Origin of the sequence: Sphingomonas cynarae (assembly GCF_039537815.1) — a bacterium.
Lineage (GTDB): Bacteria > Pseudomonadota > Alphaproteobacteria > Sphingomonadales > Sphingomonadaceae > Sphingomonas > Sphingomonas cynarae.
Genome location: NZ_BAABBF010000001.1, coordinates 194,003 through 219,045 on the forward strand (window position 1 = coordinate 194,003; position 25,043 = coordinate 219,045).

The window sequence follows — 25,043 nt, forward strand, 5'->3', positions numbered from 1 at the left end:
ATGGAAAAGCTGACCCTGTCCGACGCCGAATGGCGCACCCGCCTGACTCCGGCGCAATATCATGTGCTGCGCGAGGCGGGCACCGAACGTGCCTTTGCCGGCGCGTTGAACGACAACAAGGCGGACGGGCTGTATGCTTGCGCGGCGTGCGGCAACACGCTGTTCGACAGTGCGGACAAATATGACAGCGGTTCGGGCTGGCCGAGCTTCACCCGGCCGATCGGCGAGGAGGCGGTCACCGACCATAGCGACCGCAGCCACGGCATGGTCCGCACCGAAACGCGGTGCGCGCGGTGCGACAGCCATCTGGGCCACGTCTTCCCGGACGGTCCGCCGCCGACCCGGCAGCGATATTGCATGAATTCGATCTCGCTGGATTTCAGGGCTCGCGAGGACGGGTAGAATAAGTTTTGTTCGCGCGGAGGCGCGGAGAAGAAGGGGTGGAAGCGCTGCCCGTGCCGTAGCCGGTCGTGATCCGGTGGGCATGGGGAATAAAGGACACCTGTGGCGTCGGGACCTGATCGCGCGCAGCGCCTTACCCTGTTCTTCTTCTCCAAGTCTCCGCGCGAACCAAACTTCTCTCGTTCCGCACCTACTGCCGCTATCCCTTGTAGCGGGCGCGGATAGCGCGTATTTCGCGGCGGCTCATGGCTGCCAAGCGTCCCGCTCCCCGCTCGCCCCGATCTTCCCGGTCAACCCCCGCGGCGCGTTCGCCGTGGCGGCGACGGCTGATGACGACGGTCAAGATCCTTGTCGGACTGGCGGTGCTGGCGCTCGCGGCGCTGGCGGTAGCGGTCTACGTCGCGCGGGCGCAGCTGCCGAGTTTCGAGGAACTGAAATCCTCGCCCAATGGACAAATGATCCGCGTCCATGCCGCCGACGGCAGCGTGATCGTGTCGCTGGGGCCGAGTTACGGTGAATGGCTGTCCTATTCCACCATCCCGCTGGTGATGCGCGACGCGACGATCGCGGTCGAGGATCGCCGGTTCCGCAGCCATCCCGGTATCGACCCGATCGGGATCGCCCGCTCCGCGATGATCCGGTACGAGCGCGGCCGCTGGATCCAGGGTGGATCGACGATCACGCAGCAGATCACGCGCACGATCTTTCTGAACAACCAGAAGAAGTTCGGTCGCAAGTTCCGCGAATGGATATTGTCGCTGGCGATGGAGCGCAAATTCTCCAAGGACCAGATCCTCGAACTCTATCTGAACAAGGTCTATTACGGCGGCGGCGCGTATGGCATCGATGCTGCGTCGCGCAAGTTCTTCGGCCACGGCGCCGAGGAACTGAGCCTTGCGGAGGCGGCGGTGATCGCCGGGCTGGTCAAGGCGCCGTCCAACTATTCGCCCACCGCCGATGCGGACGCCGCGGTCGGCCGCGCCGGGGTGGTGATCCAGCAGATGGTGCGCAACGGCTATGTCACGCCCGCCCAGGCTGCCGCCGCCGATCCGAAGGGGTTGAAGCTGGCACCGGCGGCGCGGCAGAACAGCGCGCGCTACTTCACCGATTGGGCACTGCCGCTGCTCGACACGCTGATCGACGAGACGCAGGCCCCGCTGGAGGTGTGGACGACGATCGATCCGGCGATGCAGCGTCAGGCCGATGCCGCGATCCGCGCCAACGTGCCGGCGGGGGCGCAGGGCGCGCTGGTGTCGCTGGACCGTGACGGCGCGGTGCGGGCGATGGTGGGGGGGACGGACTACGTCTCGTCGATCTACAACCGCGCGACGCAGGCGGTGCGCCAGCCGGGATCGTCGTTCAAGCTGTTCGTCTATCTCGCCGCGCTGGAGGCGGGGCACAAGCCCGAAGACAGTATCGTCGACGAACCGGTGACGATTGACGGGTGGAGCCCGCGCAACGATTCGCGGCGTAATTCCGGGCCGGTCAGCCTGCGCACCGCCTTCGCCTATTCGCTCAACACCGTGGCGGCGAAACTGGGGCAGGAAGTGGGCTTCACCACCATCGCCGACATGGCCCGCCGGTTCGGTATCACCACGCCCGTCAATACGCATCCCGCGATGGTGCTGGGCACGTCGGACGTGCGGCTGATCGACATGACCCGCGCCTTTGCCAGCGTCGCCGCCAAGGGGGTCGATGTCGTCCCCTATGGTATTACCCGCGTGACGGCGCGGGGGCAGACGATCTACACGCACGAGGTGGATCGCAGCCGCGTGCTCGTCGCTCCCTATGTCGCCGCGGAGATGACCGACCTGCTCCAGACGGCGGTCAACACCGGTACCGGGCGACAGGCGCAGATCGGCCGACCGGTGGCGGGCAAGACGGGGACGACGACCTCGTTGCGGGACGGCTGGTTCCTGGGCTTCTCCAGCGGACTGACGACGGGCGTGTGGATGGGGCGCGACGATGCCCGGCCGGTGCGCGGGCTGCACGGCGGCACCGCGCCCGCGCGCGCCTTCGCCGCGTTCATGAAGCCCGCCACCGCCACCCGCCCGGTCGAGCAGTTCGACACACAGGTGACGCTGCCCGAATGGCAACTGGAGCCGGACGAGGCGAGCTATTTCGGCACCCCCGACGAGGGCATGGCGGTGGACGAGGACGGCAACCCGATCGCCACCGCGCCCGCCGCCACCGTCGAGCCGGAGACGGCGCCCGCCGCCCCCGTCGAACCGGCCGCCCCGCCCGCGCGCAGCCCGCAGCAGCAGCTGGACGACCTGATCGACAGCGTAACCCGCGACACTCCCGCGCCGGCTCCGCTACCGACCCGCGCGCCGGTGCGCCCGCTGCCGCCCGGCACGGTGCCGCCGCGACAGCCGCCGGTTCAGTCCGGGGACCCGCGCCCGACCCAGTGAAGCGCCGCGCCGTGTTCGCGCAGCCAGGCGCGGGCCGGTGTCGGGTCTTCCCCCAACAATAACGCGACCAGCGCGTGGAAGGCGGGGCCGTGGTTCATATGGACGCGGTGCGCGACCTCGTGCGCCACCGTCGCGCGGCGGACCCAGCCGGGGGCCAGCACCAGCCGCCAGCTATAGCGGATCGCGCCCGACCACGCGCAACTGCCCCAGCGCCGCCGGGGATCGCCGACCGCGACGGCGCTGACGGTGACGCCCGCCTTCGCGGCGAACTCGGCGGTTTCGCGGGTGAGCAGGTCGAGCGCGGCGCGGCGCAACCACGCATCGACCCGGCGGGGGATCGTCTCCTCGGGGCCGGCGAGCAGCAGCCGGTCGCCCGCCCGTACCACCGTGCGGCGGGAGCCGGCGTCGCGGACGATCGTCAGTGTTTCGTCGGCGACGGTGATGGTGGTGCCGGGAGCGAAGGGGCGGGGGGCGGGCAGGCGCGCGCGCTGTTCCGCCAGCCATGCCGCCTTGTCCGCCGCCCAGGCGAGCGCGGGTTTCAGTGCCGCGCGCTTCGGGATCACCAGCCGCGCCCGGCCGCTGGCGGGGTCGAACGACAGCATGCATCGCCGCGCGGTGGGATGGCGGACGATGTCGAGATCAGGGGGGATCGCAGGTGGCTTACGATCGATCACGATGCCCTCTCCCGCCATCAGCCCGTCCTGCCAGCATAGCGCCTCCGCCGGGGATGCCGGGCGATGATGGTCACCAGTCCTGCATGACGGGTCATGCTCCGGTCACAGCACCCGGTCGACGAGGTGATCCTCCATGTCGCCGACATCGTCCTCGCTGACCGTCCAGCCGCGCACCGACTGGCCGGCGCGATGCACCGCCTCGCGGTCGCCGCTGACCAGATAATGCCAGTCGGGCAATGGCTGGTCGTTGGCGCGGAGGCGATAGGCGCAGGTGGAGGGCAGCCAGTCGATATCGCGGACGTTGCCGTTGGTCAGCCGCACGCATTCCGGCACATAGGCGCGGCGGTTGCGATAGTCCGAACAGAAGCCGCTGCGCCGGTCGAGCAGGCGGCAGGCGACGTTGGTCGGCAGCACCTCGCCCGTCTCCTCGTCCTCCAGCTTGTGGACGCAGCATTTGCCGCAGCCGTCGCACAGCGCCTCCCACTGACCACGGTCGAGCCGGTGGAGGGGCGTGTCTTCCCAGAAGCGTGCGGGTGCTGCGGTCATTTCGCCCATTTCTCGATGGTGTCGGCGACCGCTGCCGGCGTCTCGTCCTGCGGGACCAGCGCGAGCGGGCGGTTGTCGGGGTCCATCAGATAGGTCTGCCGGCTGTGATTGACGAGGTAGCCGCCGGGCGAGGCCAGCCCTTTCGACGCATAGACCGCATAGGCCTTCTCCGCCTGCGCCACCGCCTGCGGACTGCCGGTCAGCCCGACCAGCCGGGGCGAGAAGGCGGCGGTGAACTGTTTCAGCACGGCGGGCGTGTCGCGCGCGGGATCGACGGTGACGAAGATCGGCACCACCCGCGCCGCCAGCGCCGGATCGCGCTTCTCCAGCTCGGCCAGTCCCTGCGCGATCGTCTGCACGTCGACCGGGCAGACATCGGGGCAATAGGTATAACCGAAATACATCACCCGGTATTTGCCCGCGAAGCTGCGGTCGGTGACGGGGCGGCCATTCTCGTCGATCAGGGCGAATGGGCCGCCGATCTTCGCGCCGGCCAGCGGGGGCCGGGCGTCGGTGGCGGTGCCCGACTGGCACGATGCGAGACAGAGCACAGCCAGACAGGGCGCGAGGCAGACCGCGGAAAGGAACGACGGGGTTCGGCGCATGGTCATGATCCCGGCACCCTTGACCCCTTCGCGGGCTCCGCGCAAGCAGGGCGGGACCAGCCGAGGACGTTCCCGAGGACCAGCGCCATGACCAAATTTCTGTTTCCGGCCGCCGTGGCGGTGGCCATCGCCCTTACCCCGTCGACCCCTGCGTTCGCGCAGCAGCAGTCGGAAAGCTACAAGTTCCTGCAGGCCATCAAGGAGGCCAAGGGCAACGACGTGATCGCGATGCTGGACCGGCCGGGCAGCACCATCGTCAACGCGCGCGACGTGACGTCGGGCGAGGGGGCGCTGCACATCGTCATCAAGCGCGGCGACCAGACCTATCTACGCTACCTGCTCCAGAAGGGGGCCGATGCCAACATGCGCGACCGGGCGGGCAACACGCCGCTGATCCTGGCGGTGCAGCTGGGCCAGCGCGACATGATCCCGATCCTGACCGCAGCGAAGGCGAACATCAACCTGTCCAACCAGTCGGGCGTGACGCCGCTGATCCTGGCGGTGCAGGGGCGCGATATCGATATGGTCCGCCAGTTGCTGGCGGCGGGCGCGAATCCCGACCAATCCGACCGGATGGCCGGCCAGTCCGCGCGTGACTATGCCACCAACGATCCCCGCAACACCGCGATCGCCAAGCTGTTCACCGATACGCCGCGTCGCCAGCAGGCGGCAGTGGCGGGGCCGAAATTCTAGGGTTTTCTGGTCGCCCCGTCATCACGGGCGTGGTGAAGCGGGCCGGGGCGTTGCGCGCCGGGCTCTGGATTGCTTCGCTGCGCTCGCAATGACGGAAGATGGGGTGCGGGGGAGCGTGGCCTACTTCCGTTCGTGCCGAGCGCAGTCGAAGCACCGGTCTGCGCACAACGCCTTGTATCTTTTCGGCAATCCCCTTCGACTTCGCTCAGAGCGAACGCCTATACCGCCGGATAACGCAGCCGGCCGATGAAACGGGACAGGCTGGGGCGATGTTCGGTGCGTTTCAGGAAGCCGGCCTTGGCCTTTTCGAAGCGCATGATGCCGTCGATCCGGCGCGACAGGAAGGCGCGGGTGTCGACATGATCCTCGCTGTCGTCGTCGAGGAAGACGGTGACGGTGGCGCCGTAAACGCCGAGCAGGATCGTGCGCTTGGTATAGTGGTTGTAATCGACCGCGGTATCGCCCGCCGCGCGCCAGATCACATCGACTGACCGCCAGCCGAGCCGGGTGCCCCGCGCCAGATTCTGCGGCAGCGCGAGGATGGCAAGCGCGCGGCGCAACGCCTCGCGCTCGGGCACCATCGCGTCCAGCCGTGCCTCGACCAGTGCGATGATGCGCTGGCGTATCTTCATCGCCGCGCGCGCCTCGGCCGGGACGGCGGCATGCATCGCGGCGTCGATATGCGCGAACCAGGCGTCGATCATCGCGACCGGGCCGTCGGCGAAGGCGAGGCGGGCGATATCGGGATCGATCCCGGCCGCCGATGCCGCCATGTCGCGCGCCTCGTCGCCCCAGCCGTCGAACGCGGCGTTGGCGGCGATGCCGGGGGCAAGCGCGGCGCGAACCTCCGTCAGCGTGAGATCGGCGGTCGCATCCGGCATGGGGTCGGCCAGAACCGGATAGGCAGGGATCGTGTCGGCCATCATGAAGGACTCCTCAATCGTCCAGATGCGATGCCGCCGGCGCGTGCGCAAGGCGTGGCGTGCGGCGTACGAGGACGAGCGCGATCGCGACCATCGCGACGCCGACCAGATCGACCGCGCCCAGCCGCTCGTCATAGACGATCCAGCCGACCGTGCCGGCCACCACCGGCTGGATCAGCAGCGCGATGCCCACCACCAGCGGTGACAGCCGGCCGAGCGCGTGAATCATGCAACCCTGCCCCAGCACCTGGCTGACCAGCGCGAGGCCGATCAGCGGCGCCCAGCTGTGCGGCCAGACATTCTCGCCGAGCAGGATCGCGAAGATCAGCAGCGGCACCACGCTGGCGATGCTGGACAAGGCGAGCGCGGGCAGCGGCGCCATCCGGTCGCGCACCCGCGCCATGACGATGAAATAGCCGGTATAGAGCAACCCGGCGGTCAGGCAGAGCAGGTCGCCCATCAGATGGCCGGGATCGAGCTGGTACGACCGCCCCATCAGCAGCACCCCGCCGATACCGGCCAGCAGCAGCGCCGCCCCTTGCGTCCGCGTCGGCCAGCTGCGCGCGACGAGGAAGCCGTAGACGGGGAAGATCAGCGTCGCGCAATTGCCGAACAGCGTCGCATTGGCGAGCGTGGTGCGCAGGATGCCGAGATGCCACGTGCCGAGATCGGCGGCGAACAGCACCCCCGCCACCGCCAGCATCGCCCAGAGCGGCAGCGGCAGCCGCTGCGGCCGGGCACCGCCCGCCCCGGCCAGCACCGCCAGCATCGGTGCGGCAAGCGCGATCCGCCAGAAGGCGGCGGCGACCGGGCCGGTATCGGCGGCGCGCACGAACCATGGCCCGAAGGCGAGCGCGACATTGGCGACGATCAGCGTGGCGAACGCGATCGCCCCGCCGGACCCGACCGGCACGCCGGACTTGCGTCGCACGCCGGACCCGCTTGGGCCGTCAGGAGTTTTTCTTGGGGAGGCGTCGCCGTGCATGGCGCGCTGTAGCGTCCTATCTTCCCATCCGACAGCCGCCGGCCCGATCCGGCGATCATTATCAGCTATTATCAGGAGCCTTCATGCCCAATCTGTTCGATCCCGTGACCATCGGCGCCATCCAGGCCCCCAATCGCATCCTGATGGCGCCGCTGACGCGCGGCCGGGCCGACCGGGATGCGGTGCCGACGCCGATCATGGCGCAATATTACGCGCAGCGGGCGAGCGCCGGCCTCATCATCTCCGAGGCGACGGGCATCAGCCGCGAGGGACTGGGCTGGCCGTTCGCGCCGGGCCTGTGGTCCGACGCGCAGGTGGCGGCATGGCAGCCCGTGACCAAGGCGGTCCACGAGGCCGGCGGCCGGATCGTCGCGCAGTTGTGGCACATGGGCCGGCAGGTCCATTCGTCGGTGACCGGCGGTCAGCCCGTATCGTCCTCCGCCACCGCGACCGCGGGGCAGGCACACACCTATGAGGGCAAGAAGGATTTCGAAACGGCGCGGCCGCTGGAACTGAACGAGATCCCCCGCTTGCTCGACGATTACGAACTTGCGACGCGCAACGCACTGGCCGCCGGGTTCGACGGGGTGCAGATTCACGCCGCCAATGGTTATCTGATCGACGAATTCCTGCGTGACGGCGCCAACCACCGCGAGGACGCCTATGGCGGCAGCCCGGAGAACCGCATCCGTCTGCTCCGCGAGGTAGCCGAGCGGGTGATCTCGGTGGCGGGCGCGGACCGGGTGTCGGTGCGGCTGTCGCCCAACGGCGATTCGCAGGGCGTCGACGACAGCGATCCCGCCTCGGTCTTCGTGCCGGCGGCCAAGGCGCTGTCCGATCTGGGCATCGCCTTCCTCGAACTGCGCGAGCCGGGGCCGGACGGCACCTTCGGCAAGACCGACGTGCCCAAGCTGAGCCCGGAAATCCGCAAGGTATTCACCGGCGTGCTGGTACTGAATTCCGACTATACCACCGCCGACGAGGCGCAGGCGAAGCTGGACGAGGGCGTGGCGGATGCGATCAGCTTCGGCCGCACCTTCCTCGCCAATCCCGACCTGCCGGAACGGCTGCGCACCGGCGCACCGCTCAACCAGGACGATATGAAGACGTGGTACAGCCAGGGGCCGGAAGGATATATCGACTATCCGGCGCTGGAAACGGTGGACGCCTGAACGGACGGGACGTCGCTGTCTGCGGCGTCCCTCTCCCGTTCGCCCTGAGCGAAGTCGAAGGGCCTTGCCGGGCGTAGTCGAGGCGTACCTAGCGGTGCGTCCTCGGCTTCGCTTGGAGAAGTGCTTCGACTTCGCTCAGCACGAACGGGGCTGAGAACGTGTTTGAACACGCGCCCGGGCACGTGTTCAAACGGACTTTCAGCCGAAGCGGGTGCGCAGTTCCAGCATCGCCAGCGCGGCCTTCGCCGCCTCGCCGCCTTTGTCCTTCTCGTCCGGGCGGGCGCGGGTGAGGGCCTGTGCCTCGTTCTCGGTGGTCAGGATGCCGTTGCCGATCGCGAGGCCGTCCATCGTCAGCGCCATGATGCCGCGCGCGCTTTCGCCCGCGACGATCTCGAAATGGTACGTCTCGCCGCGGATCACGACGCCGAGCGCGACGAACGCGTCGTAGGATTCGGCCGCCAGCGCGATCGCGCCGGGTACTTCCAGCGCGCCGGGGACGGTGATCGTCTCGTGGCTGTGGCCCGCCGCCTCGATCGCGGCACGGGCGCCGGCCAGCAGCAGGTCGTTCAGATGGTCGTAGAAGCGCGCCTCGACGATCAGGATATTCGCCATGTCTATTCCTCGATGCGCCGCTCGCCGACGATCGACAGGCCGTAGCCGTCGAGTCCTACAAGCGTGTGGTGGGTGTTGGTGAGCAGGATCATGTCGTGGACGCCCAGTTCGGCGAGGATCATCGCACCGACGCCGTAATCGCGCAGTTCTTCCATCGGCACCTCCACCTGCTCGCCCGCCTGGCGGCGGACGGCGGTGGTGAAGGCGTCGGCGCGCTGGCGGTTGATGAGCACGATGACGCCGGAGCCGGCCCGCGCGACCGCCTCCATCGACCGCGCGAGCATCCCGCCGCGATCGTTATCCTCGCCGAAGAGGTCGCCGAACGGGGACAGCGCGTGCATCCGCACCAGCACCGGCTGCGACGGATCGATCCGGCCCTTGACCAGCGCGACCTGTTCGGTGCCGGTCGCGGTGTTGCGATACGCCAGCGTCCGCCACTCGCCGCCCCAGCGGCTGGTGAAAACGGCCTCCGACGTCTTCTCGACCAGATGGTCGTAGCGGCGGCGATAGGCGATTAGATCACGGATCGTACCGATCTTCAGGTTGTGGAACTGCGCGAAGGTGACGAGATCGTCCATCCGCGCCATCGTGCCGTCCTCGTTCATGATCTCGCAGATCACGCCGGAGGGGTTGAGGCCGGCGAGGCGCGACACGTCCACCGCCGCTTCGGTATGGCCGGCGCGCACCAGCACGCCGCCGTCGCGCGCGACGAGGGGGAAGACGTGGCCGGGGGTGACGATCTCGGCCGCGCCCTTGGTACCGTCAATCGCGGTGGCGATGGTGCAGGCACGGTCGGCGGCGGAGATGCCGGTCGTCACCCCCTCGCGCGCTTCGATCGAGACGGTGAAGGCGGTTTCGTGGCGGGTGCCGTTGTGGCGGCTCATCAGGTCGAGCCCCAGTTCCTGCGTCCGCGCCTTCGTCATCGCCAGGCAGATCAGGCCACGGCCGTGGCGGGCCATGAAGTTGATCTTTTCCGGCGTCGCCATCTGCGCGGGGATGACGAGATCGCCCTCGTTCTCGCGGTCCTCGTCGTCGACGAGGATGAACATGCGGCCGTTGCGCGCCTCGTCGATGATCTCCTCCGGCGAGGAGAGGAAGGCGTGGCGCAACGAGGCCAGCGTGGGAGTTGGGGCGGGATCAGCGGCCACGATAATGCTCCATGCGCTGCAGGTAACGGGCCAGCACGTCGATCTCGATATTCACCCCCTGTCCGGGTGCCAGCGCACCCAGCGTGGTGACGGACCAGGTATGCGGGATCAGATTGACCCAGAAATGCGTCGAGGCGTCCTGATCGGCGACCTCGTTGATGGTCAGCGACACGCCGTCGACCGTGACCGATCCCTTGGTCGCGAGGAAGGGCGCGAGCGCGGCATCGACGCGCAGGCCGATGCGGTGCGAATCGCCGGTCTTTTCCACCGTCAGCACGGTGGCGACGCCATCGACATGGCCGGTGACGATGTGGCCGCCGAGTTCGTCACCCAGCTTCATCGCGCGTTCCAGGTTGAGCGCGCGGCCCTCGTGCCACTGGCCGGGGGCGGTGCGGGCCACGGTTTCGCCCGATATGTCGACCGCGAACCAATCGCTGCTGTCGTCACGCCCCTTCTCGACCACGGTCAGGCAGACGCCCGAACAGGCGATCGACGCGCCGAGATCGACGGTGGCGGTGTCATAGGCGGTGGCGATCCGCACGCGGGTGTCGCCCCGCGGTTCGATGCGGACGATCCGCCCGATGTCGGAGACGATGCCGGTGAACATGTTACCTCGTTGCCCCCGTGATTGCCGCCGCACTGGCGACGCGCTCGCGCTCGTAGACCTCCACCCGGTCGCTGCCAAGCATCCGCGCGTCGACCGCGCGCCAGCGGCCATGCGCGGCGGCGAGTGCGTCGAGGCCGATATCGCCGAGCGCACGCACGCCGCCTCCGATCAGGATCGGCGCGCGGTAGAGCAGCAGCCGGTCGACCAGATCGGCGGCAAGGAAGGCGGCGGCGGTGCGGGCGCCCCCCTCCACGAACAGATGATCGACGTCTTCCAGTCCGGCGATCGCGGCGGGGGTGGCGATCGCGGTCCAGCCGGCGGGGGGCGCGGCGCTGGTCAGGACGATACGGCGGGGGCTGCGTGTTACGAGGCCCGGCAGGCGCACGTCGAGGCGGGGGGCATCGGTGTCCAGCGTACCGCGCCCAACGAGGATCGCCTCGTGCCGGCTGCGTTCGAGATGGACATGCGCGCGCGCCGCCGCCCCGGTGATCCAGCGGCTTTCGCCCGAGGCAAGCGCGATCGCGCCGTCGAGCGAGGTGGCGAGCTTCAGCGTGACATGGGGCCGCCCGGCGGCACGGCGGGTGAGGAATCCCGCCATGGAGGCACGCGCGGCGGCGGCGACGGGACCGGTCGGGGGGGCGATGGTGACGGCGATACCGGCCGCGCGCAGCCGGGCGAAGCCGGCGCCGGCGGTGCGGGGATCGGGGTCCTCCAGCGCGGCAACGACATGCGCGACGCCCGCCGTGACCAGCAGGTCGCTGCACGCCGGCCCCCGCGCCGAGACATGGGCGCAGGGTTCTAGCGTGACGTGGCAGGTCGCGCCGCGCGCCGCTGCGCCCGCCTGCGCCAGCGCCATCGCCTCCGCATGGGGGCGCCCGCCTGGCTGGGTCCAGCCATGCCCAACGACCCGGCCGTCACGGACGATCACGCAGCCGACATTGGGGTTGGGGGCGGTGCGGCCGCGGGTTCGCCCGGCCAGCGTCAGCGCGGCGCGCAGCCAGCCGGCATCGTCATCGCCGCGGGTCAAAGCCCCCAGCGCGAGAGCTGATCGTCGGCCTTCTTGAATGCGGCCTGCTGCTTATCGCGCGCGGCCTGCACCTCGGCCATCCGCTTCGCCTTGATCGGCGCGTCGATCGCCTGTTGCGCGCGAATCTCAGCATCGGTGCGGTCGGCGCTCCATTGCTGCACATAGATGATGTTGCGCTTGTATGCCGGCTCTTCATAGGAATCGTGTGCGAACGCGTAGACGAGGAACCCGGTGATCGCCATCGCCAGCGCCAGGAACCCCAGTTCGTACCGCTCGCGGGTGGCGAGGAAATCGCGCAGATCCTTGTAGGCGCGCAACGGTGACATGCGGCTGAAAAAATTCATGTCAGGGAAATAGGGCGGCGGGGCGGTGAGTGCCAGTGGTTGTGCGGAGCAGCCGGGCCGATCGCGGTTTTCAGGCGCGCGGGGCGACCGGATGCGGTATGACGGTGATACCCGTCAGCGGGCCGTTTCCAGATGTCATGTCATCCGTTGCGGAGGCCGAACATGCTCAAGATGGACGAAAAGGGACATATCGATCATCCCGATATCAAGCTGCACATCGTCGACACATTGGCGCGGGGCAAGATGGGGGTCGTGAACGGGATCATCGTCCACCAGACCGGCGGCGCGACCGCGGAGGCTGCCTTCGCCGGCTACAAGGCGCGCCCATATGGCACGCACTTCCTGATCGATAAGGACGGGACGATGTATCAGAATGCGTCGCTGCTTTATTACACCGCGCATGTCGGCAAGCTGAAGGCGCGATGCCTCGCCGAACATCGCTGCACGCCGGTGGAGATGAAGCAATATGCCCGCTTCAATCCGACGCTCCAGAACCGGATCGAGACGGCGAAACCGGCGGGCGAGCGATATCCGTCGAACGGCGATTCGATCGGCATCGAACTGGTCGGCGAAGCGCCGGGCGACAGGTTCGTGGATGTGACCGCGCAACAGAATACGTCGCTGGCATGGCTGGTGAAGGAACTCGGCCAGACGTTCCGCGTACCGATGACCGAGGTCTTCCGGCACCCGCAGGTGTCGTGGAAGCAGGAGACGGAGGCGAGTACGGCGCGATGGTGATCCTGTCCCTTCTGATGGCCGCCGCCGGCTGCACCGCCGGCACCGAGCTGACCCCGCCGCTGTGCCCGACGGGGCTGCCGGCGATCCGCAGCGTCGCCGTGACGCGATCGGGCTATGCCGTGGGGCCGGTCACCGATCCGTCGATGCGCTGTTCGACGTTCCGTCCCACCGTGGCGCAGGTCCGCGCCTATCTGACCCGGGCGAAGCGGGTGCCCGATTTCCAGTCTGCGGATGCGACGATCGACATGGTGCCATGTCGGGCACGAGGCACGATACGGTTCGCGGACGGACGCCGGGGCCAGTGGGAGGTGGAACAGGCGCGGTTCGGCAATGTCACCGTGCCGGGGCGGCCGAAGATGCTGCTATACACCACCGCCCGGCTGGGGCGGCCGTTCCTCGACTGACTGCTTGAGGGGGGGGTCTGGCCGTGTCCGTCATCGTGCACGGCGCCCAAACCGCAGTACCGGCCGACGACGATCTGGTGGTCGTCGGTCAGAAATTGCGGACGGTGCGCATCCACTATCAACGGCAGGGCACTATCAACGGCAGGGGCAGCGACTGACCAGTTGCGCGATCACCAAATCCAGCGGCAAGCCTGCCATCGATCACCTGATGTGTGCCTTCGTCCGCAGTTGCGTGGCCAACGGCTTCACGTCGCCCCGCCGCGCCATGGGCTGCGTCAACGAGCGCATCGATCGCCTTGCGGCCGAAAGCCCTGATGCCGTTCCGGCGATACCGATGACCGAACCGGTTCCGACGCCCGGGGATAGCGACGAGATCGTGGTCGTCGCTTCGCGGCCTGTCGTCCCGTCGGGCTATTGGACCTTTCTCCAGACGGGGCATTAGAAGTCCAACCACTCGGACACGCCGCTACCGGCACGGCGATGAAAGATGTGCATCAAGGACGGCGAGACCGGCCGGGCCATCAATCGTATCTTGCGGATCGGGTCGGCATCCTCCGTGCAGAAATCGCTGCCGCCCGCCGCGTGCCGGCACTGGAAAATCCGGATTGATGGCAAAAACGCAACGGGGTCACGGAATTGCTTCATCGACAGAAGCCGCATGACGGGAGAGCTGATCGGCTATCCGGGCGACGATATCGTGCAGTTGACCAGAACGGATCGATCGCTCGGCCCGGGATTTCGGGCGAGCGGCTGGTCCGATATCGTCGGTACGCGGACCGGCCGTTTCGGGTAAGCGGCGGGAATATCGCCACGACGGGGTGGGTCAAGCCGATGCCATCTCCCCTCGGGTCCCGCCATCGCGGATCGCGGTATCGCTGAACGAAAAAGGGGCGGACCTTGCGGCCCGCCCCTTCCTTTTATCACCCGCAGCAGCGGACCCGCGTCGCCGGTCCCCGCTTTCCGCGAGGGCGGCCTGCCTTACGACGACAGCTTCGCGCGGCTCGCCTTCTTGCGCTCGTTGGCGTCGAGGTGGCGCTTGCGCAGGCGGATCGACTTCGGCGTGACTTCGACCATCTCGTCGTCGTCGATGTACGCGATCGCTTGCTCCAGCGTCGCGCGCTTCGGCGGGGTCAGGCGGACCTGATCGTCTTTGCCGCCCGAGGCGCGGAAGTTGGTCAGCGCCTTGGTCTTCATCGGGTTGACCTCGAGGTCGTCCGGCTTGGCGTTCTCGCCGACGATCATGCCCTCGTACAGCGCCTCGCCGTGGCCGACGAACAGGATGCCGCGCTCTTCGAGCGGCCCCAGCGCGTAGGAATTGGCCTCACCGGCGCCGTTGGAGATCAGCACGCCGTTCTTGCGGCCCTCGATCTGGCCCTTGTGCGGGCCGTACTTCTCGAACAGCCGGTTCATGATGCCGGTGCCGCGCGTGTCCGACAGGAACTCGCCATGATAGCCGATCATCCCGCGCGACGGCGCGGAGAAGGTGATGCGCGTCTTGCCGCCGGTCGACGGGCGCATGTCGGTCATCTCCGCCTTGCGCAGGTTCATCTTCTCGACGACCGTACCCGAATATTCGTCGTCCACGTCGATGATGACGGTCTCGTACGGCTCGGTCTTCTTGCCGTTCTCGTCCTCGCCGAACAGCACGCGCGGGCGGCTGATGCCCAGCTCGAAGCCTTCGCGGCGCATCGTCTCGATCAGCACGCCCAGCTGAAGCTCGCCGCGGCCCGCCACTTCGTAGCTGTCGCGGTCGGCGGCCTCGGTCACCTTCACGGCGACGTTCGACTCGGCCTCGCGGAACAGGCGGTCGCGGATCATCCGCGACGTCACCTTGGTGCCCTCGCGGCCGGCCATCGGCGAATCGTTCACCGCGAAACGCATCGACAGCGTCGGCGGATCGATCGGCTGCGCGTGCAGCGGCTCGGTGACGGTGACGTCGGCGATCGTGTTGGCGACGGTCGCGATCGACAGGCCGGCCAGCGAGATGATGTCGCCCGCCTTCGCCTCGTCGACCGGCACCCGCTCCAGACCGCGGAACGACATGATCTTCGACGCACGGCCCGTCTCGACGATGTTGCCGTCGTTATCGAGCGCGTGGATCGGCTGGTTCAGCTTGATCGTGCCCGAGTTGACCCGGCCGGTCAGCACGCGGCCGAGGAAGTTGTCGCGGTCGAGCAGGGTAACGAGGAAGGTGAACGGTACGTCCTCGATTTCCACCTTGGGCGCGGGGACGTGGGACACGATCGTCTCGAACATCGGGATCAGCGTGCCTTCGCGCGCGTCCATGTCGGTCGAGGCATAGCCGTTGCGGCCCGAAGCATAGAGCACCGGGAAGTCGAGCTGTTCGTCATTCGCGTCGAGCGAGACGAACAGGTCGAACACCTCGTCGAGCACTTCCTGGATGCGCGCGTCGGGACGATCGACCTTGTTGACGACGACGATCGGCTTCAGGCCCAGCGCCAGCGCCTTGCCGGTCACGAACTTCGTCTGCGGCATCGCGCCTTCCGACGAATCGACCAGCAGGACGACGCCGTCGACCATCGACAGGATGCGTTCCACCTCACCGCCGAAATCGGCGTGGCCGGGGGTGTCGACGATGTTGATGCGGATGCTCTCGTCGGCGCCCGGCGGGGTCCAATCGACCGAGGTCGGCTTGGCGAGAATCGTGATCCCGCGCTCCTTTTCGAGGTCGTTCGAATCCATCGCCCGCTCCTCGACCCGCTGGTTGTCGCGGAAGGTGCCCGACTGGCGGAAAAGCTGGTCGACCAAGGTGGTTTTACCATGATCGACGTGCGCGATGATCGCCACGTTGCGGAGGCTCATGAGGAATCCTGAATGTCTGGGGCTATAATTGCGTGCGCCCATAGCGCAAATGGTGCGCCGCGGGAAGGGGCGGGGCGGCACCGGGTTCCGGCGCGCCATGCTCAACGGCCGATGGGCATCCTGATCGAGATCATGATCGTGCGTCCGGCCGGGTCGAGCAGCCACGGGTTCAGCGTCCTGCTGCCGGTCCGGTCGAACGTGCGGATGCGGGGGCGGGCGTTGGTGATGTTGTCGACCGCCAGTTCCAGACGATATCCGCCGCCGGCGGCCGCGGTGGCGCCGGGCGGCCGCAGGGTCAGGAAGACGCGCCCGTCGATCCGCACCAGCGGCGCGACATCGACCCCCGTCGCCGGATCGGCCACCGATGTGGATCGCACGCCCCCGGTTCGGCTGGCGGTGAGGTTCGCCCCCAGCCTGGGGCCATTCACGCCCATCTGCCCGCTCCACCGCTGTCGTCCCTGGACGCCGGTCGACACGCTCAACGGGTTTGACAGCGTGTCGATGACGGGGATCGCCGGCCCCAGCCGCAACGATTGCCGCAGCTGCCGTTCGCCCTGAATGCCGACGTTCCAGTTCGTCCTGCCGCCCGCCCGGCTGCCCGACAGGCCGATCGTGCCCGTCACGCTTTCGGCCACCTGCCGCACCGCGTTGAACGGGCGGGTGTCGACGCTCACCAGCCGCCCGACCGCGTCGCGCCCGAACCGGTCGGGGAAATAGCGTTCGGCGAAGGCCGACGGTTCGGTCAGGCGGATCGTCGGCCGGTCGGTCGCGGTTCTGGCATAGCCGGCACCGGCGTTCAGCCGGCTCTTGCCGACCGTGCCGTTATAATCGGCGTTCAGGCGGAAATCCCGCCTGGTCTGGGCGACCAGCGCCGCGCCGCCGGTGACCTGCTCGACGGGGACCAGCGCCCCGATGCGATAGTCGTAGACGGTCAGGCCGATCAGCCGCTGGACCGGTGCGTTGATCTGATCGTTCGACGGCAGCGATCCGCTGCGGACCAACGAGGCGTTGATAGACAGGTCGGATACCGGTTGCCAGTTGAGGGCGACGGTCGTGCCGGTCACATGCCCCGTCCCGTCGATCGCGTTGTAATTGATCGACGGCGTCAGATCGATCTGCCCCAGCATGCCGAGCACCGGCGTCGAGGCGGCGATCAGCGGCAGGTTGACATTCGCCTGCGCGGAGGTGGTGGCATAGTTTGTGTCGATGACCTGACGGTTCAGTCGATCGGTCGTGGTGGTATGCGCCCGGTTGCGCCGTACCGTCAGGTTGACCCGCATGTCGCCGGCCGGCAGCGACCCGATCTTGCCGATCATCAGCCCGGCCAGTTCGGCACTGGTCGTCGCGCTGTCCTGATCCTGCACCATGCCGCATCCGACGCATGACGACGTATCCGCGCCGGCCCGGATCCGCGACCGGCTGGTGCTGCGCCCGACATCGGAAGACACGGTCAGAAAAACGTCGCCAACGATATTGGAATAGGTCGTGTTCAATCCGGACGACCGGTTGCGCCCCTCCTGCCGGACGCCCCCGCCCTGCCGCCGGCTGTCCTGCGTACCGGATGTCCGCAGGCCGATATCGAGATTGCCGGCACCCAGCGGTCGCGCCGCCCCCAGGGTGCCGGAAAACAGCCGCGACCGGGGCACGAGGCTCTGGTCCCCCGGCACCGGCTCGCTCCCACCGGCGATACCGGGCCGCTGGCGGGCCAGCAGTCCTTCGTTCGCGCGGGCATTGGCGAAGCCGTTCAATCGATCGTCACCGTTCAGCCTGGCGCCCCGCCCGCCGCCCGATACGCTCGCGCCCCCGCCATCGGTCGTGCCGCGCCCTTCCCCTTCCAGCGACAGCGACCCGAATTTCCGTTTCAGCGACAGGTTCAGCAGCGGCTCGTTCGCGCCGAAGCCGAACCGCAGCGCCTCCGCGGGATTGTAGATCTCGATCGCCTGCAGCGCTTCGGCGGGCAGTTCGCCGAGATCGGCCAGCGAGCCGAGACGACGACCGTTGACGATGATCGAAAAGGGCCGGCCGCCCTGTCGCCGTTGCAATTGCTGGATCAGGTCGTTGACCGACCGCGCGCCATAGGTGGAGATGCGCGCCTCCGACAATTCCTCCACCGGTGTCGCGTTCTGAAGCGATTTCGGTCGTGCCGGGGCGGTCACGACGATCTCCGGAACGATGGCCTGACCGGCGGGCGCGGTGCCCGGGTTCTGCGTCGTCGCCTGCGCAGCGGAGGGAGGCGAAGACGGTGGAACGGCATCGATAACGAACATGGCCTGTCCCCTGATCTCGATGCAGCATCGCCGGCCAAGCTTGCACAAGGCTGACAGGGTATACCATCCGCATCGGATTGCGACGACCGGCCATTGTGTATTGTTTTAACAATACACTTGAACGCTTACACCACACCCGGCACATTGGCGGTCGCTGCCGGCCGGTGCCGGCTGGAGGACGATGATGGCGACCACTGCCGAGACGATTGCCGAACCCGGTCTGGTGCTGACGCCCCCCGATCCCGTCCCCATGGTGACCCCGGCGAAGGCGGCGGGGCTGGTGCCGGTGGACGAGGGCAAGCGCAGCGAACTCGACAACCGGGTCGACGGGTTCGTCGCCGATCTGGTCGCGCAGGATGTGAACTCGCCCGAATTCGGCCGCCGCGTCGATGCGATCACCGCGATGGGCGCGAAGGAGATCCGGGAGGCGGCGGGCCAGTCCAACCGTTTCCTCGACCGCCCGGTGAAGGCGATGAACGCCGACAGCGGCGTCGGCAAGGATCTGGCCGAGCTGCGCCGCGTGGTCGAGGACCTCGATCCGGGCAAGAAGGGCAGCCTGACCGCACCGCAGAAGCTGTTCGGGATCATCCCGTTCGGCAACAAGATGCGCGATTATTTCGACGGCTATAAATCGTCGCAGACGCATATCAGCTCGATCCTGAAAAGCCTGGCCAGCGGCAAGGACGAACTGCTGATGGACAATGCCGCGATCGATACCGAGCGGGCGAACCTGTGGGCGGCGATGGGGCGGCTGGAGCAGATGATCCACCTGTCGCGCCAGCTGGATGCGAAGCTGGAGGACACCGCCAACGACCTCGACCACAGCGACCCCGCCAAGGCGAAGGCGATCCGCGAGACGGCGCTGTTCTATACCCGCCAGCGCACGCAGGACCTGCTGACCCAGATGGCGGTGACGGTGCAGGGCTATCTGGCGCTGGATTTGGTCAAGAAGAACAATGTCGAGCTGGTGAAGGGCGTCGACCGTGCATCGACCACCACGGTCGCGGCGCTGCGCACCGCCGTCACCGTCGCGCAGGCGCTGACCAACCAGAAGCTGGTGCTGGAACAGATCACGCAACTGAACACCACCACCGCCAACATCATCGAATCGACCGGACGGTTGCTGAAGGAGAACACCGCACGCATCCACGAACAGGCCGCCAGCGCGACGATCCCACTGGAAACGCTGCAACGCGCGTTCCAGAATATCTACGACACGATGGATGCGATCGACACGTTCAAGCTGAAGGCGCTCGATTCGATGAAGACCACGGTCAACACGCTGGGCAACGAGGTGGAGAAGTCGCGCGGCTATATCGCCCGGGCGGAGGGGGCGGCGCAAGGGCAGCTGAAGGGCCCGTCCGACCAGTTCAAGCTGGAGTCGCTGTAACGCCATGAGCGATGTCGACGATGCGATCGCCGCCGCGCGATCCAGCTGGTCGCGGATCGCCGATCCCGACCCCGCCATGCCCGATCGCGCGCCGCGCCGGGCGGGGCAGGGCGCGCGCCGGCTGAAACGCATCGCCGCCGCGGTGATCGCGATCCTGATCGCGGCGTTCGTCGCGGGCATCGTGTCCCCGATCGGCATCATGGGCGTGTTCCTGACGATCGTCGCGATGCTGGCGGTGACGGTGGCGATCGCGATGTGGCCGACCGCCGCCGATCGCCCGCCGCCGCCGCCCGAGAAGCTGCGGACGCTCGACCTGAAGGCGCTGCCCGCGCAGACCGAGCGGTGGTTGCAGGCACAGCGCCGCAGCCTGCCCGCCCCCGCGCAACACCTGATCGACCGGATCGCGGAGCGGTTGCGCACGCTGTCGCCGCAACTCGCGCGGGTCGACCCGGCGGGCGAGAGCGCGGACGAGATCCGTCGCCTGATCGGCGAACAATTGCCCGCCTTCGTCGACGATTATGCGCGCGTGCCGACGACGCTGCGCACCACCGAGCGCGGCGGCCGCACCCCGGATGCGGCGCTGTCCGACGGGCTGGGCGTGATCGAGCGCGAGATCGCCGCGATGACCGAGCGGCTGGCACAGGGGGATCTGGACAGCCTGCAGACGCGGGGCCGGTATCTGGAACTGAAGTACAGCGGCGATGATTCGGCGGGCTAGAACCGGATGACATCAGGTTGAACCGGATGTTCGTCGTTGCGATCGGAGCGAAGCAATCCAGGGCGTCCTGGTCCGGCGCTGGATTGCTTCGCTACGCTCGCAATGACGGATTGGGTCAGACCAATGTCATCCCACTCTAAGGCGGGCGGGTCGAGTCGGGCACGATCCGGTTTCACGGGTGGCACCCCGGCAAACGGGGTCTGCCATCGCGGAAAGTCGCACGGAAAGTCACGAAAGTCGCATCCTACAGGGGTGCGGGCGGATCGGGACGGGGGCATGGCCGCGACGGCGCGTGCCGTTGTTGCGCTGCCCTTCGTCCCCCGTCGCTGGTGCATCTGATCCCCCCGTGCCGCGCCGGTGGAAGCAGCGACCGGGGGGATTTACCGGATCGCGATCGTGTAGGACAGGTCGTGCGGGGCAGGCGCGTTGGTCATCCCGCGTGCCGCGTTGGCGATGGGCGGATGTGGCGCCATTGTTGTGGCCGTTATCGCGGGCGTAGCGAAGCAGTCCAGAGCGTCACACGCCGGGCTCTGGATTGCTTCGCTGCGCTGGCAATGACGGAAGTGAGGGTATGGCGGGGGCGGGTCGGGAAGTGCGTTGCCGGAGGGCCGGCCGGTCAGAAGCGGAAGGCCGTCCCGACATAGACCGCCTGGCTGTCGCGCCGGACGTCGGTCTGGGTCAGCCGGTCACGATCGGACCGGTAGCGGACGCCGGCGGTGACATCGATGTTGCGCGTCAGCGAATAGGCGCCGCCGAGATCGACCGAATAGCTGGGCAACACCGTCACCGCGCGTGGCGTATCCGCCAGCGGCCGGTCGGTCGCCGCCTTCACCCGGCCGCTGAACCGGGTACCGGTGTAGCTGACCGCCAGGTCGGCCGCCTCGCGCCCGCCGGGCTGGGCGGCGAGATCGACGCGGCTGACGTCGCTGGCGATCGCGAATCGCTTCCACCCCAGCGCGACGCCGAGATTGTAGGAGATCGGGGTCAGCCCCACGGTGTTGTCGGACACCACGCTGCGGGTCGAGGCGGCCCGATTGGTGCGGGCGCGCACCGCCACCGTCACCGCGCGGGTATCGCGCCGGGCCTCGGCAGGGGTGAAGCGGAATTCGCTGCCGCTGCCGGCGTCGAAACCGCCGCGGGCGAGCAGCGCCGCCAGTCGCGGATCGCCTGCCGCCGGGGTGAAACCACCTATGCTGCGAACCTGCTGGCGGGGTGCGGGCACCCTGGCCGATTGCTTGTCGAGCGCGGCGAAGGCGGGCGCGACGAGTGCACAGGCGGCCATGGTGGCCCCCGCTGCGATCCCGACGATGATACGCCCCGTTTTCATTACCACTCCCGGCCGGTCCTGACTGAACCTTCGCCCCGAACATCAGCTAGCATGATTCGATCCGCCGCCGCCATCAGGCCGGTACCAATTTGTCCGACCTGTTGCATCAGACACACAGCCCCGGATACCGCACCCGTGCCCGGCCCCGATCGGCACCGTCGGATGACACCCGCATCACCCGCACGCTGCTTGCGGGGCCGCACCGGCCCCTGTAGAGGCGTGGATCGCCATTTTCCCGCAGGATCAACGCCCATGCCCCGCCGTTTTGCCGCCCCCGTCGCGATCGCGCTGGGGCTCGTCGCCTCGCTGTCCCTGTCCGCCTGCGCGGGCAAGGCCGATCGTCCCAAGAGCGATCTCGCCGCGTCCAAGGTCACCACGATCGGCGTCAACAGCTATCTGTGGCGCGCCACGCTCGACACGCTGTCGTTCATGCCGCTGGTGCAGACCGACTCCAACGGCGGGGTCATCGTGACCGACTGGTACATCAATCCGCAGAGCCCGACCGAGCGGATGAAGGTGACGGTGACGATCCTCGATCAGGACCTGCGGGCCGATGCGATCCGCGTCGCCGCGCTGCGCGAGACCAGCCGTGGCGGCCAGTGGGTCGCCGCGCCCGTGCAGGCGGCCACCACGCAGAAGCTGGAGGACCTGATCCTGACCCGCGCCCGCGACCTGCGCCGTTCCTCGGTCGCCGGCTGACCAGATATGACGGGACCGGGCATGACGGGTACGCGGTTCAACGCGCGGACGGCCGATGCGCACTGGCAGGCGGTATGGGACGAACGCGGCACCTTCGTCGCCGACGACCATAGCGCCAAACCGCGCGCCTATGTGCTGGAGATGTTCCCCTATCCATCGGGGAAGATCCATATGGGGCACGTCCGCAACTACACGATGGGCGACGTGCTGGCCCGGTTCCGCCGGATGACCGGGCACGAGGTGCTGCATCCGATGGGCTGGGACGCCTTCGGGATGCCGGCCGAGAACGCCGCGATGGAAAAGGGCGTGCATCCGGGCACCTGGACCCGCGCCAACATCGCCGCGATGAAGGCGCAGCTGAAGCGCCTGGGCTTCGCGCTCGACTGGAGCCGCGAACTGGCGACGTGCGAGCCGGATTATTACGGCCACGAACAGGCGCTGTTCCTCGACCTGCTGGCCGGCGGGCTGGTCTATCGCAAGGAATCCTCGGTCAACTGGGACCCGGTCGACATGACCGTGCTGGCCAACGAGCAGGTGATCGACGGGCGCGGCTGGCGATCCGGCGCGGTGGTCGAGAAGCGCAAGCTGAACCAGTGGTTCCTGAAGATCACCGATTTCGCCGACGAGCTGCTCGACGGGCTGGCGAGCCTGGACCAGTGGCCCGACAAGGTGCGGCTGATGCAGGAGAACTGGATCGGGCGGAGCAAGGGGCTGACGTTCCGGTTCGATCCGCTGGTGCCGCTGACCGAGGCGATCGAGGTCTATTCCACGCGGCCCGACACGATCTTCGGCGCCAGCTTCGTCGCGATCGCCGCCGATCACCCGATCGCGCGCGAGGTCGCGGCCCGCGATCCCGAGGCGGCCGCCTTCATCGAACGCTGCAAGCAGGGCGGCACCACGGCGGCCGAGCTGGAGACGCAGGAAAAGCTGGGCTTCGACACCGGTTACGAAGTGCTGCACCCTTTCGACGGCGGCTGGACGCTGCCCGTCTATATCGCGAACTTCGTGCTGATGGAGTATGGCACCGGCGCGGTGATGGGCGTGCCCGCGCACGACCAGCGCGATCTGGATTTCGCGCGGAAATACGGCCTCGACGTGACGCGGGTGGTGTCGGACGGCGAGGTGGTCGCCCCGGTGTTCGAGGGCGACACCGCGCATACCGGTTCCGGCGCGATCGTGAACTCGCGCTTCCTCGACGGCCTGTCGATCGAGGAGGCGAAGGCCGCCGTCATCGCGCGTGCCGAATCGGAGGGCTGGGGCACCGGCTCCACCGTGTTCCGCCTGCGCGACTGGGGCGTCAGCCGCCAGCGTTACTGGGGCACGCCGATCCCGATCGTCCACTGCGCCGCCTGCGGCGTGGTGCCGGTGCCGCACGAGCAACTGCCGGTGGTGCTGCCCGACGACGTGTCGTTCGCGATTCCCGGCAACCCGCTCGACCGGCATCCGACGTGGAAGCATGTCGCCTGCCCGTCCTGCGGCGCGGCGGCGGTGCGCGAAACCGACACGCTCGACACCTTCGTCGATTCGTCGTGGTATTTCATCCGCTTCGCCAGCCAGCCCGATGACCGGCCGTTCGACCGCGCGATCGCGGAGCAATGGCTGCCGGTCGGCCAGTATATCGGCGGGGTCGAGCACGCGATCCTGCACCTGCTCTATGCGCGGTTCTGGACGCGCGCCCTCCGCCACATCGGCAAGCTCGACATCGCCGAGCCGTTCGCCGGCCTGTTCACGCAAGGCATGGTGACGCACGAGACGTACAAGTCCGACGACAATCGCTGGCTGTCGCCTGAGGAGGTCGACGCCGGCATCGAGACCGCGACCGGCAAACCCGTGACCATCGGCCGCGTCGAGAAGATGTCGAAGTCGAAGAAGAACACGGTCGATCCCGAACCGATCGTCGATCAGTATGGCGCCGACGCGGTCCGCTGGTTCATGCTGTCCGACAGCCCGCCCGAACGCGACCTGCCCTGGTCGGAAGCGGGGATCGAGGGGGCGTGGCGCTTCGTGCAGCGGTTGTGGCGGCTGTTCGGCAACGAACCGGGCGCGGCGGGTGAGGATGTGCCGTTGCGCAAGCTGGCGCACCGGACCACCGCCGGCGTTGCCGAGGCGATCGAGGGGTTGCAGTTCAACAAGGCGGTGGCGCTGCTCTACACGCTGGCTGGTGCCCTGGAGAAGGCGGCACCGTCGCGCGACCGCCACGATGCGATCGCGACGCTGCTCCGCCTGGCCGCGCCGATGGTGCCGCATATCGCCGAGGAGGCATGGACCGCCGCCGGCCATGACGGGCTGGTCGCGGATGCCGCCTGGCCCGTGGTCGATCCGGCGATGCTGGTCGACGACGAGGTGACGATCGCGATCCAGATCAACGGCAAACTGCGCGACACCATCACCGTGGCCAAGGGCATGGCGAAGGACGAGCTGGAGGCCGCCGCGCTCGCCGCCGACAAGGTGGTGCGCGCGCTGGAAGGCAAGGCGCCGCGCAAGGTGATCGTGGTGCCCGACCGCCTCGTGAACATCGTCGCATGAAG

The 25,043-nt window shown here is 68.1% G+C and carries 25 protein-coding genes; 12 read left to right on the forward strand and 13 right to left on the reverse strand.

Annotated elements, in window-relative coordinates; all coding sequences use genetic code 11:
- Positions 1–402, forward strand: a complete 402-nt coding sequence (gene msrB / locus ABD719_RS00925) for a peptide-methionine (R)-S-oxide reductase MsrB (protein ID WP_344691375.1) — start codon at positions 1–3, stop codon at positions 400–402.
- Between the two features lie 329 nt (positions 403–731).
- Positions 732–2,813 carry a transglycosylase domain-containing protein gene (locus ABD719_RS00930; protein ID WP_344691377.1) on the forward strand — a complete coding sequence of 694 codons (2,082 nt, stop codon included), beginning with the start codon at positions 732–734 and terminating at the stop codon, positions 2,811–2,813.
- On the opposite strand, the gene ABD719_RS00935 is transcribed toward ABD719_RS00930, so the two are convergent.
- From ABD719_RS00935 to ABD719_RS00945, 3 genes are all read right to left on the reverse strand, one after another.
- Positions 2,783–3,505, reverse strand: coding sequence for a M48 family metallopeptidase (locus ABD719_RS00935; protein WP_425567077.1), 723 nt, complete (start codon positions 3,503–3,505; stop codon positions 2,783–2,785). The genes ABD719_RS00930 and ABD719_RS00935 overlap by 31 nt on opposite strands.
- Positions 3,506–3,589: 84 nt before the next feature.
- Positions 3,590–4,033, reverse strand: a complete 444-nt coding sequence (locus tag ABD719_RS00940) for a YcgN family cysteine cluster protein (RefSeq protein WP_425567078.1) — start codon at positions 4,031–4,033, stop codon at positions 3,590–3,592.
- Complete coding sequence (locus tag ABD719_RS00945; RefSeq protein ID WP_425567096.1) at positions 4,030–4,638, reverse strand: SCO family protein; 609 nt, start codon at positions 4,636–4,638, stop codon at positions 4,030–4,032. The genes ABD719_RS00940 and ABD719_RS00945 overlap by 4 nt, the downstream gene beginning before the upstream one ends.
- 87 nt (positions 4,639–4,725) lie before the next feature.
- On the opposite strand from ABD719_RS00945, the gene ABD719_RS00950 reads away from it, so the two are divergent.
- On the forward strand, positions 4,726–5,331 hold the full coding sequence (locus tag ABD719_RS00950; protein ID WP_344691384.1) for an ankyrin repeat domain-containing protein: 606 nt from the start codon (positions 4,726–4,728) through the stop codon (positions 5,329–5,331).
- 218 nt (positions 5,332–5,549) lie between these two features.
- Here the strand turns inward: ABD719_RS00950 and ABD719_RS00955 are convergent, their stop codons facing one another.
- Positions 5,550–6,257: a COQ9 family protein gene (locus ABD719_RS00955; RefSeq protein WP_425567079.1), complete on the reverse strand. Its 708-nt coding sequence runs from the start codon at positions 6,255–6,257 to the stop codon at positions 5,550–5,552.
- Between the two features lie 10 nt (positions 6,258–6,267).
- On the reverse strand, positions 6,268–7,185 hold the full coding sequence (locus ABD719_RS00960) for a DMT family transporter (protein WP_344691389.1): 918 nt from the start codon (positions 7,183–7,185) through the stop codon (positions 6,268–6,270).
- A gap of 137 nt (positions 7,186–7,322) precedes the next feature.
- Between ABD719_RS00960 and ABD719_RS00965 the strand changes: the two genes are divergently transcribed.
- On the forward strand, positions 7,323–8,411 hold the full coding sequence (locus ABD719_RS00965; RefSeq protein WP_344691391.1) for an alkene reductase: 1,089 nt from the start codon (positions 7,323–7,325) through the stop codon (positions 8,409–8,411).
- A 198-nt stretch (positions 8,412–8,609) separates the two neighbouring features.
- Here the strand turns inward: ABD719_RS00965 and ribH are convergent, their stop codons facing one another.
- Genes ribH through ABD719_RS00990 form a run of 5 tightly spaced genes read right to left on the reverse strand, consistent with a single transcriptional unit; the run spans position 8,610 to position 12,149 of the window.
- Entirely contained in the window at positions 8,610–9,023 is a 414-nt protein-coding gene (gene ribH / locus ABD719_RS00970; RefSeq protein WP_344691393.1) for a 6,7-dimethyl-8-ribityllumazine synthase, read from the reverse strand.
- A 2-nt stretch (positions 9,024–9,025) separates the two neighbouring features.
- Complete coding sequence (gene ribB / locus ABD719_RS00975; protein ID WP_344691395.1) at positions 9,026–10,171, reverse strand: 3,4-dihydroxy-2-butanone-4-phosphate synthase; 1,146 nt, start codon at positions 10,169–10,171, stop codon at positions 9,026–9,028.
- Positions 10,161–10,778, reverse strand: coding sequence for a riboflavin synthase (locus tag ABD719_RS00980; protein WP_344691397.1), 618 nt, complete (start codon positions 10,776–10,778; stop codon positions 10,161–10,163). Before ABD719_RS00980 ends, ribB begins: the two co-directional genes overlap by 11 nt.
- A 1-nt stretch (position 10,779) precedes the next feature.
- A complete protein-coding gene (gene ribD, locus ABD719_RS00985) occupies positions 10,780–11,805 on the reverse strand; it encodes a bifunctional diaminohydroxyphosphoribosylaminopyrimidine deaminase/5-amino-6-(5-phosphoribosylamino)uracil reductase RibD (protein ID WP_425567081.1) in 1,026 nt (341 codons plus the stop codon).
- The gene (locus ABD719_RS00990) at positions 11,802–12,149 is read right to left on the reverse strand and encodes a hypothetical protein (protein ID WP_344691399.1); all 348 of its coding nucleotides are present in this window, start codon (positions 12,147–12,149) and stop codon (positions 11,802–11,804) included. The genes ribD and ABD719_RS00990 overlap by 4 nt, the downstream gene beginning before the upstream one ends.
- 162 nt (positions 12,150–12,311) lie before the next feature.
- On the opposite strand from ABD719_RS00990, the gene ABD719_RS00995 reads away from it, so the two are divergent.
- The 4 genes from ABD719_RS00995 to ABD719_RS01010 all read left to right on the forward strand — a co-directional run bounded on the left by ABD719_RS00995 (position 12,312) and on the right by ABD719_RS01010 (position 14,084).
- Positions 12,312–12,887, forward strand: a complete 576-nt coding sequence (locus ABD719_RS00995; RefSeq protein ID WP_344691401.1) for a peptidoglycan recognition protein family protein — start codon at positions 12,312–12,314, stop codon at positions 12,885–12,887.
- Positions 12,884–13,291: a hypothetical protein gene (locus ABD719_RS01000; RefSeq protein WP_344691403.1), complete on the forward strand. Its 408-nt coding sequence runs from the start codon at positions 12,884–12,886 to the stop codon at positions 13,289–13,291. The genes ABD719_RS00995 and ABD719_RS01000 overlap by 4 nt, the downstream gene beginning before the upstream one ends.
- Before the next feature lie 23 nt (positions 13,292–13,314).
- Positions 13,315–13,449 (forward strand): hypothetical protein, encoded by a 135-nt coding sequence (locus ABD719_RS01005; protein ID WP_344691405.1) that lies wholly within the window; start codon positions 13,315–13,317, stop codon positions 13,447–13,449.
- 329 nt (positions 13,450–13,778) lie between these two features.
- Entirely contained in the window at positions 13,779–14,084 is a 306-nt protein-coding gene (locus tag ABD719_RS01010) for a hypothetical protein (RefSeq protein WP_344691407.1), read from the forward strand.
- 185 nt (positions 14,085–14,269) lie between these two features.
- Here ABD719_RS01010 and typA read toward each other — a convergent pair whose 3' ends face one another.
- Together typA and ABD719_RS01020 are read right to left on the reverse strand one after the other, a co-directional pair.
- A complete protein-coding gene (gene typA, locus ABD719_RS01015) occupies positions 14,270–16,114 on the reverse strand; it encodes a translational GTPase TypA (protein WP_344691409.1) in 1,845 nt (614 codons plus the stop codon).
- Positions 16,115–16,215: 101 nt separating this feature from the next.
- Complete coding sequence (locus tag ABD719_RS01020; protein WP_344691411.1) at positions 16,216–18,381, reverse strand: TonB-dependent receptor; 2,166 nt, start codon at positions 18,379–18,381, stop codon at positions 16,216–16,218.
- A 184-nt stretch (positions 18,382–18,565) separates the two neighbouring features.
- Between ABD719_RS01020 and ABD719_RS01025 the strand changes: the two genes are divergently transcribed.
- A complete protein-coding gene (locus ABD719_RS01025; RefSeq protein WP_344691413.1) occupies positions 18,566–19,771 on the forward strand; it encodes a toxic anion resistance protein in 1,206 nt (401 codons plus the stop codon).
- Positions 19,772–19,775: 4 nt separating this feature from the next.
- Positions 19,776–20,489, forward strand: coding sequence for a hypothetical protein (locus tag ABD719_RS01030; RefSeq protein ID WP_344691415.1), 714 nt, complete (start codon positions 19,776–19,778; stop codon positions 20,487–20,489).
- Between the two features lie 616 nt (positions 20,490–21,105).
- Here the strand turns inward: ABD719_RS01030 and ABD719_RS01035 are convergent.
- Positions 21,106–21,816 carry a hypothetical protein gene (locus ABD719_RS01035; protein WP_344691418.1) on the reverse strand — a complete coding sequence of 237 codons (711 nt, stop codon included), beginning with the start codon at positions 21,814–21,816 and terminating at the stop codon, positions 21,106–21,108.
- Between the two features lie 252 nt (positions 21,817–22,068).
- Between ABD719_RS01035 and ABD719_RS01040 the strand changes: the two genes are divergently transcribed.
- Both ABD719_RS01040 and leuS read left to right on the forward strand, forming a co-directional pair.
- Entirely contained in the window at positions 22,069–22,515 is a 447-nt protein-coding gene (locus tag ABD719_RS01040; RefSeq protein WP_344691420.1) for a DUF3576 domain-containing protein, read from the forward strand.
- A 21-nt stretch (positions 22,516–22,536) separates the two neighbouring features.
- Entirely contained in the window at positions 22,537–25,041 is a 2,505-nt protein-coding gene (gene leuS / locus ABD719_RS01045; protein ID WP_344691422.1) for a leucine--tRNA ligase, read from the forward strand.
- Positions 25,042–25,043: the final 2 nt, after the last annotated feature.

Bases quoted from the DNA above. Each gene is read 5' to 3' on its own strand.
- ABD719_RS01025 (WP_344691413.1), top strand. From the start codon at position 18,566: ATGGCGACCACTGCCGAGACGATTGCCGAACCCGGTCTGGTGCTGACG.
- typA (WP_344691409.1), bottom strand. From the start codon at position 16,114: ATGAGCCTCCGCAACGTGGCGATCATCGCGCACGTCGATCATGGTAAA.
- ABD719_RS01010 (WP_344691407.1), top strand. From the start codon at position 13,779: ATGTGCATCAAGGACGGCGAGACCGGCCGGGCCATCAATCGTATCTTG.
- ABD719_RS00965 (WP_344691391.1), top strand. From the start codon at position 7,323: ATGCCCAATCTGTTCGATCCCGTGACCATCGGCGCCATCCAGGCCCCC.
- ABD719_RS00935 (WP_425567077.1), bottom strand. From the start codon at position 3,505: ATGGCGGGAGAGGGCATCGTGATCGATCGTAAGCCACCTGCGATCCCC.
- ABD719_RS00980 (WP_344691397.1), bottom strand. From the start codon at position 10,778: ATGTTCACCGGCATCGTCTCCGACATCGGGCGGATCGTCCGCATCGAA.
- ABD719_RS00990 (WP_344691399.1), bottom strand. From the start codon at position 12,149: ATGAATTTTTTCAGCCGCATGTCACCGTTGCGCGCCTACAAGGATCTG.
- ABD719_RS00995 (WP_344691401.1), top strand. From the start codon at position 12,312: ATGCTCAAGATGGACGAAAAGGGACATATCGATCATCCCGATATCAAG.
- ABD719_RS01030 (WP_344691415.1), top strand. From the start codon at position 19,776: ATGAGCGATGTCGACGATGCGATCGCCGCCGCGCGATCCAGCTGGTCG.
- ABD719_RS01020 (WP_344691411.1), bottom strand. From the start codon at position 18,381: ATGTTCGTTATCGATGCCGTTCCACCGTCTTCGCCTCCCTCCGCTGCG.
- ABD719_RS01040 (WP_344691420.1), top strand. From the start codon at position 22,069: ATGCCCCGCCGTTTTGCCGCCCCCGTCGCGATCGCGCTGGGGCTCGTC.
- ABD719_RS00950 (WP_344691384.1), top strand. From the start codon at position 4,726: ATGACCAAATTTCTGTTTCCGGCCGCCGTGGCGGTGGCCATCGCCCTT.
- ABD719_RS01035 (WP_344691418.1), bottom strand. From the start codon at position 21,816: ATGAAAACGGGGCGTATCATCGTCGGGATCGCAGCGGGGGCCACCATG.
- ABD719_RS00955 (WP_425567079.1), bottom strand. From the start codon at position 6,257: ATGATGGCCGACACGATCCCTGCCTATCCGGTTCTGGCCGACCCCATG.
- ribH (WP_344691393.1), bottom strand. From the start codon at position 9,023: ATGGCGAATATCCTGATCGTCGAGGCGCGCTTCTACGACCATCTGAAC.
- ABD719_RS00945 (WP_425567096.1), bottom strand. From the start codon at position 4,638: ATGCGCCGAACCCCGTCGTTCCTTTCCGCGGTCTGCCTCGCGCCCTGT.
- ABD719_RS00930 (WP_344691377.1), top strand. From the start codon at position 732: ATGACGACGGTCAAGATCCTTGTCGGACTGGCGGTGCTGGCGCTCGCG.
- ABD719_RS00940 (WP_425567078.1), bottom strand. From the start codon at position 4,033: ATGACCGCAGCACCCGCACGCTTCTGGGAAGACACGCCCCTCCACCGG.
- msrB (WP_344691375.1), top strand. From the start codon at position 1: ATGGAAAAGCTGACCCTGTCCGACGCCGAATGGCGCACCCGCCTGACT.
- leuS (WP_344691422.1), top strand. From the start codon at position 22,537: ATGACGGGTACGCGGTTCAACGCGCGGACGGCCGATGCGCACTGGCAG.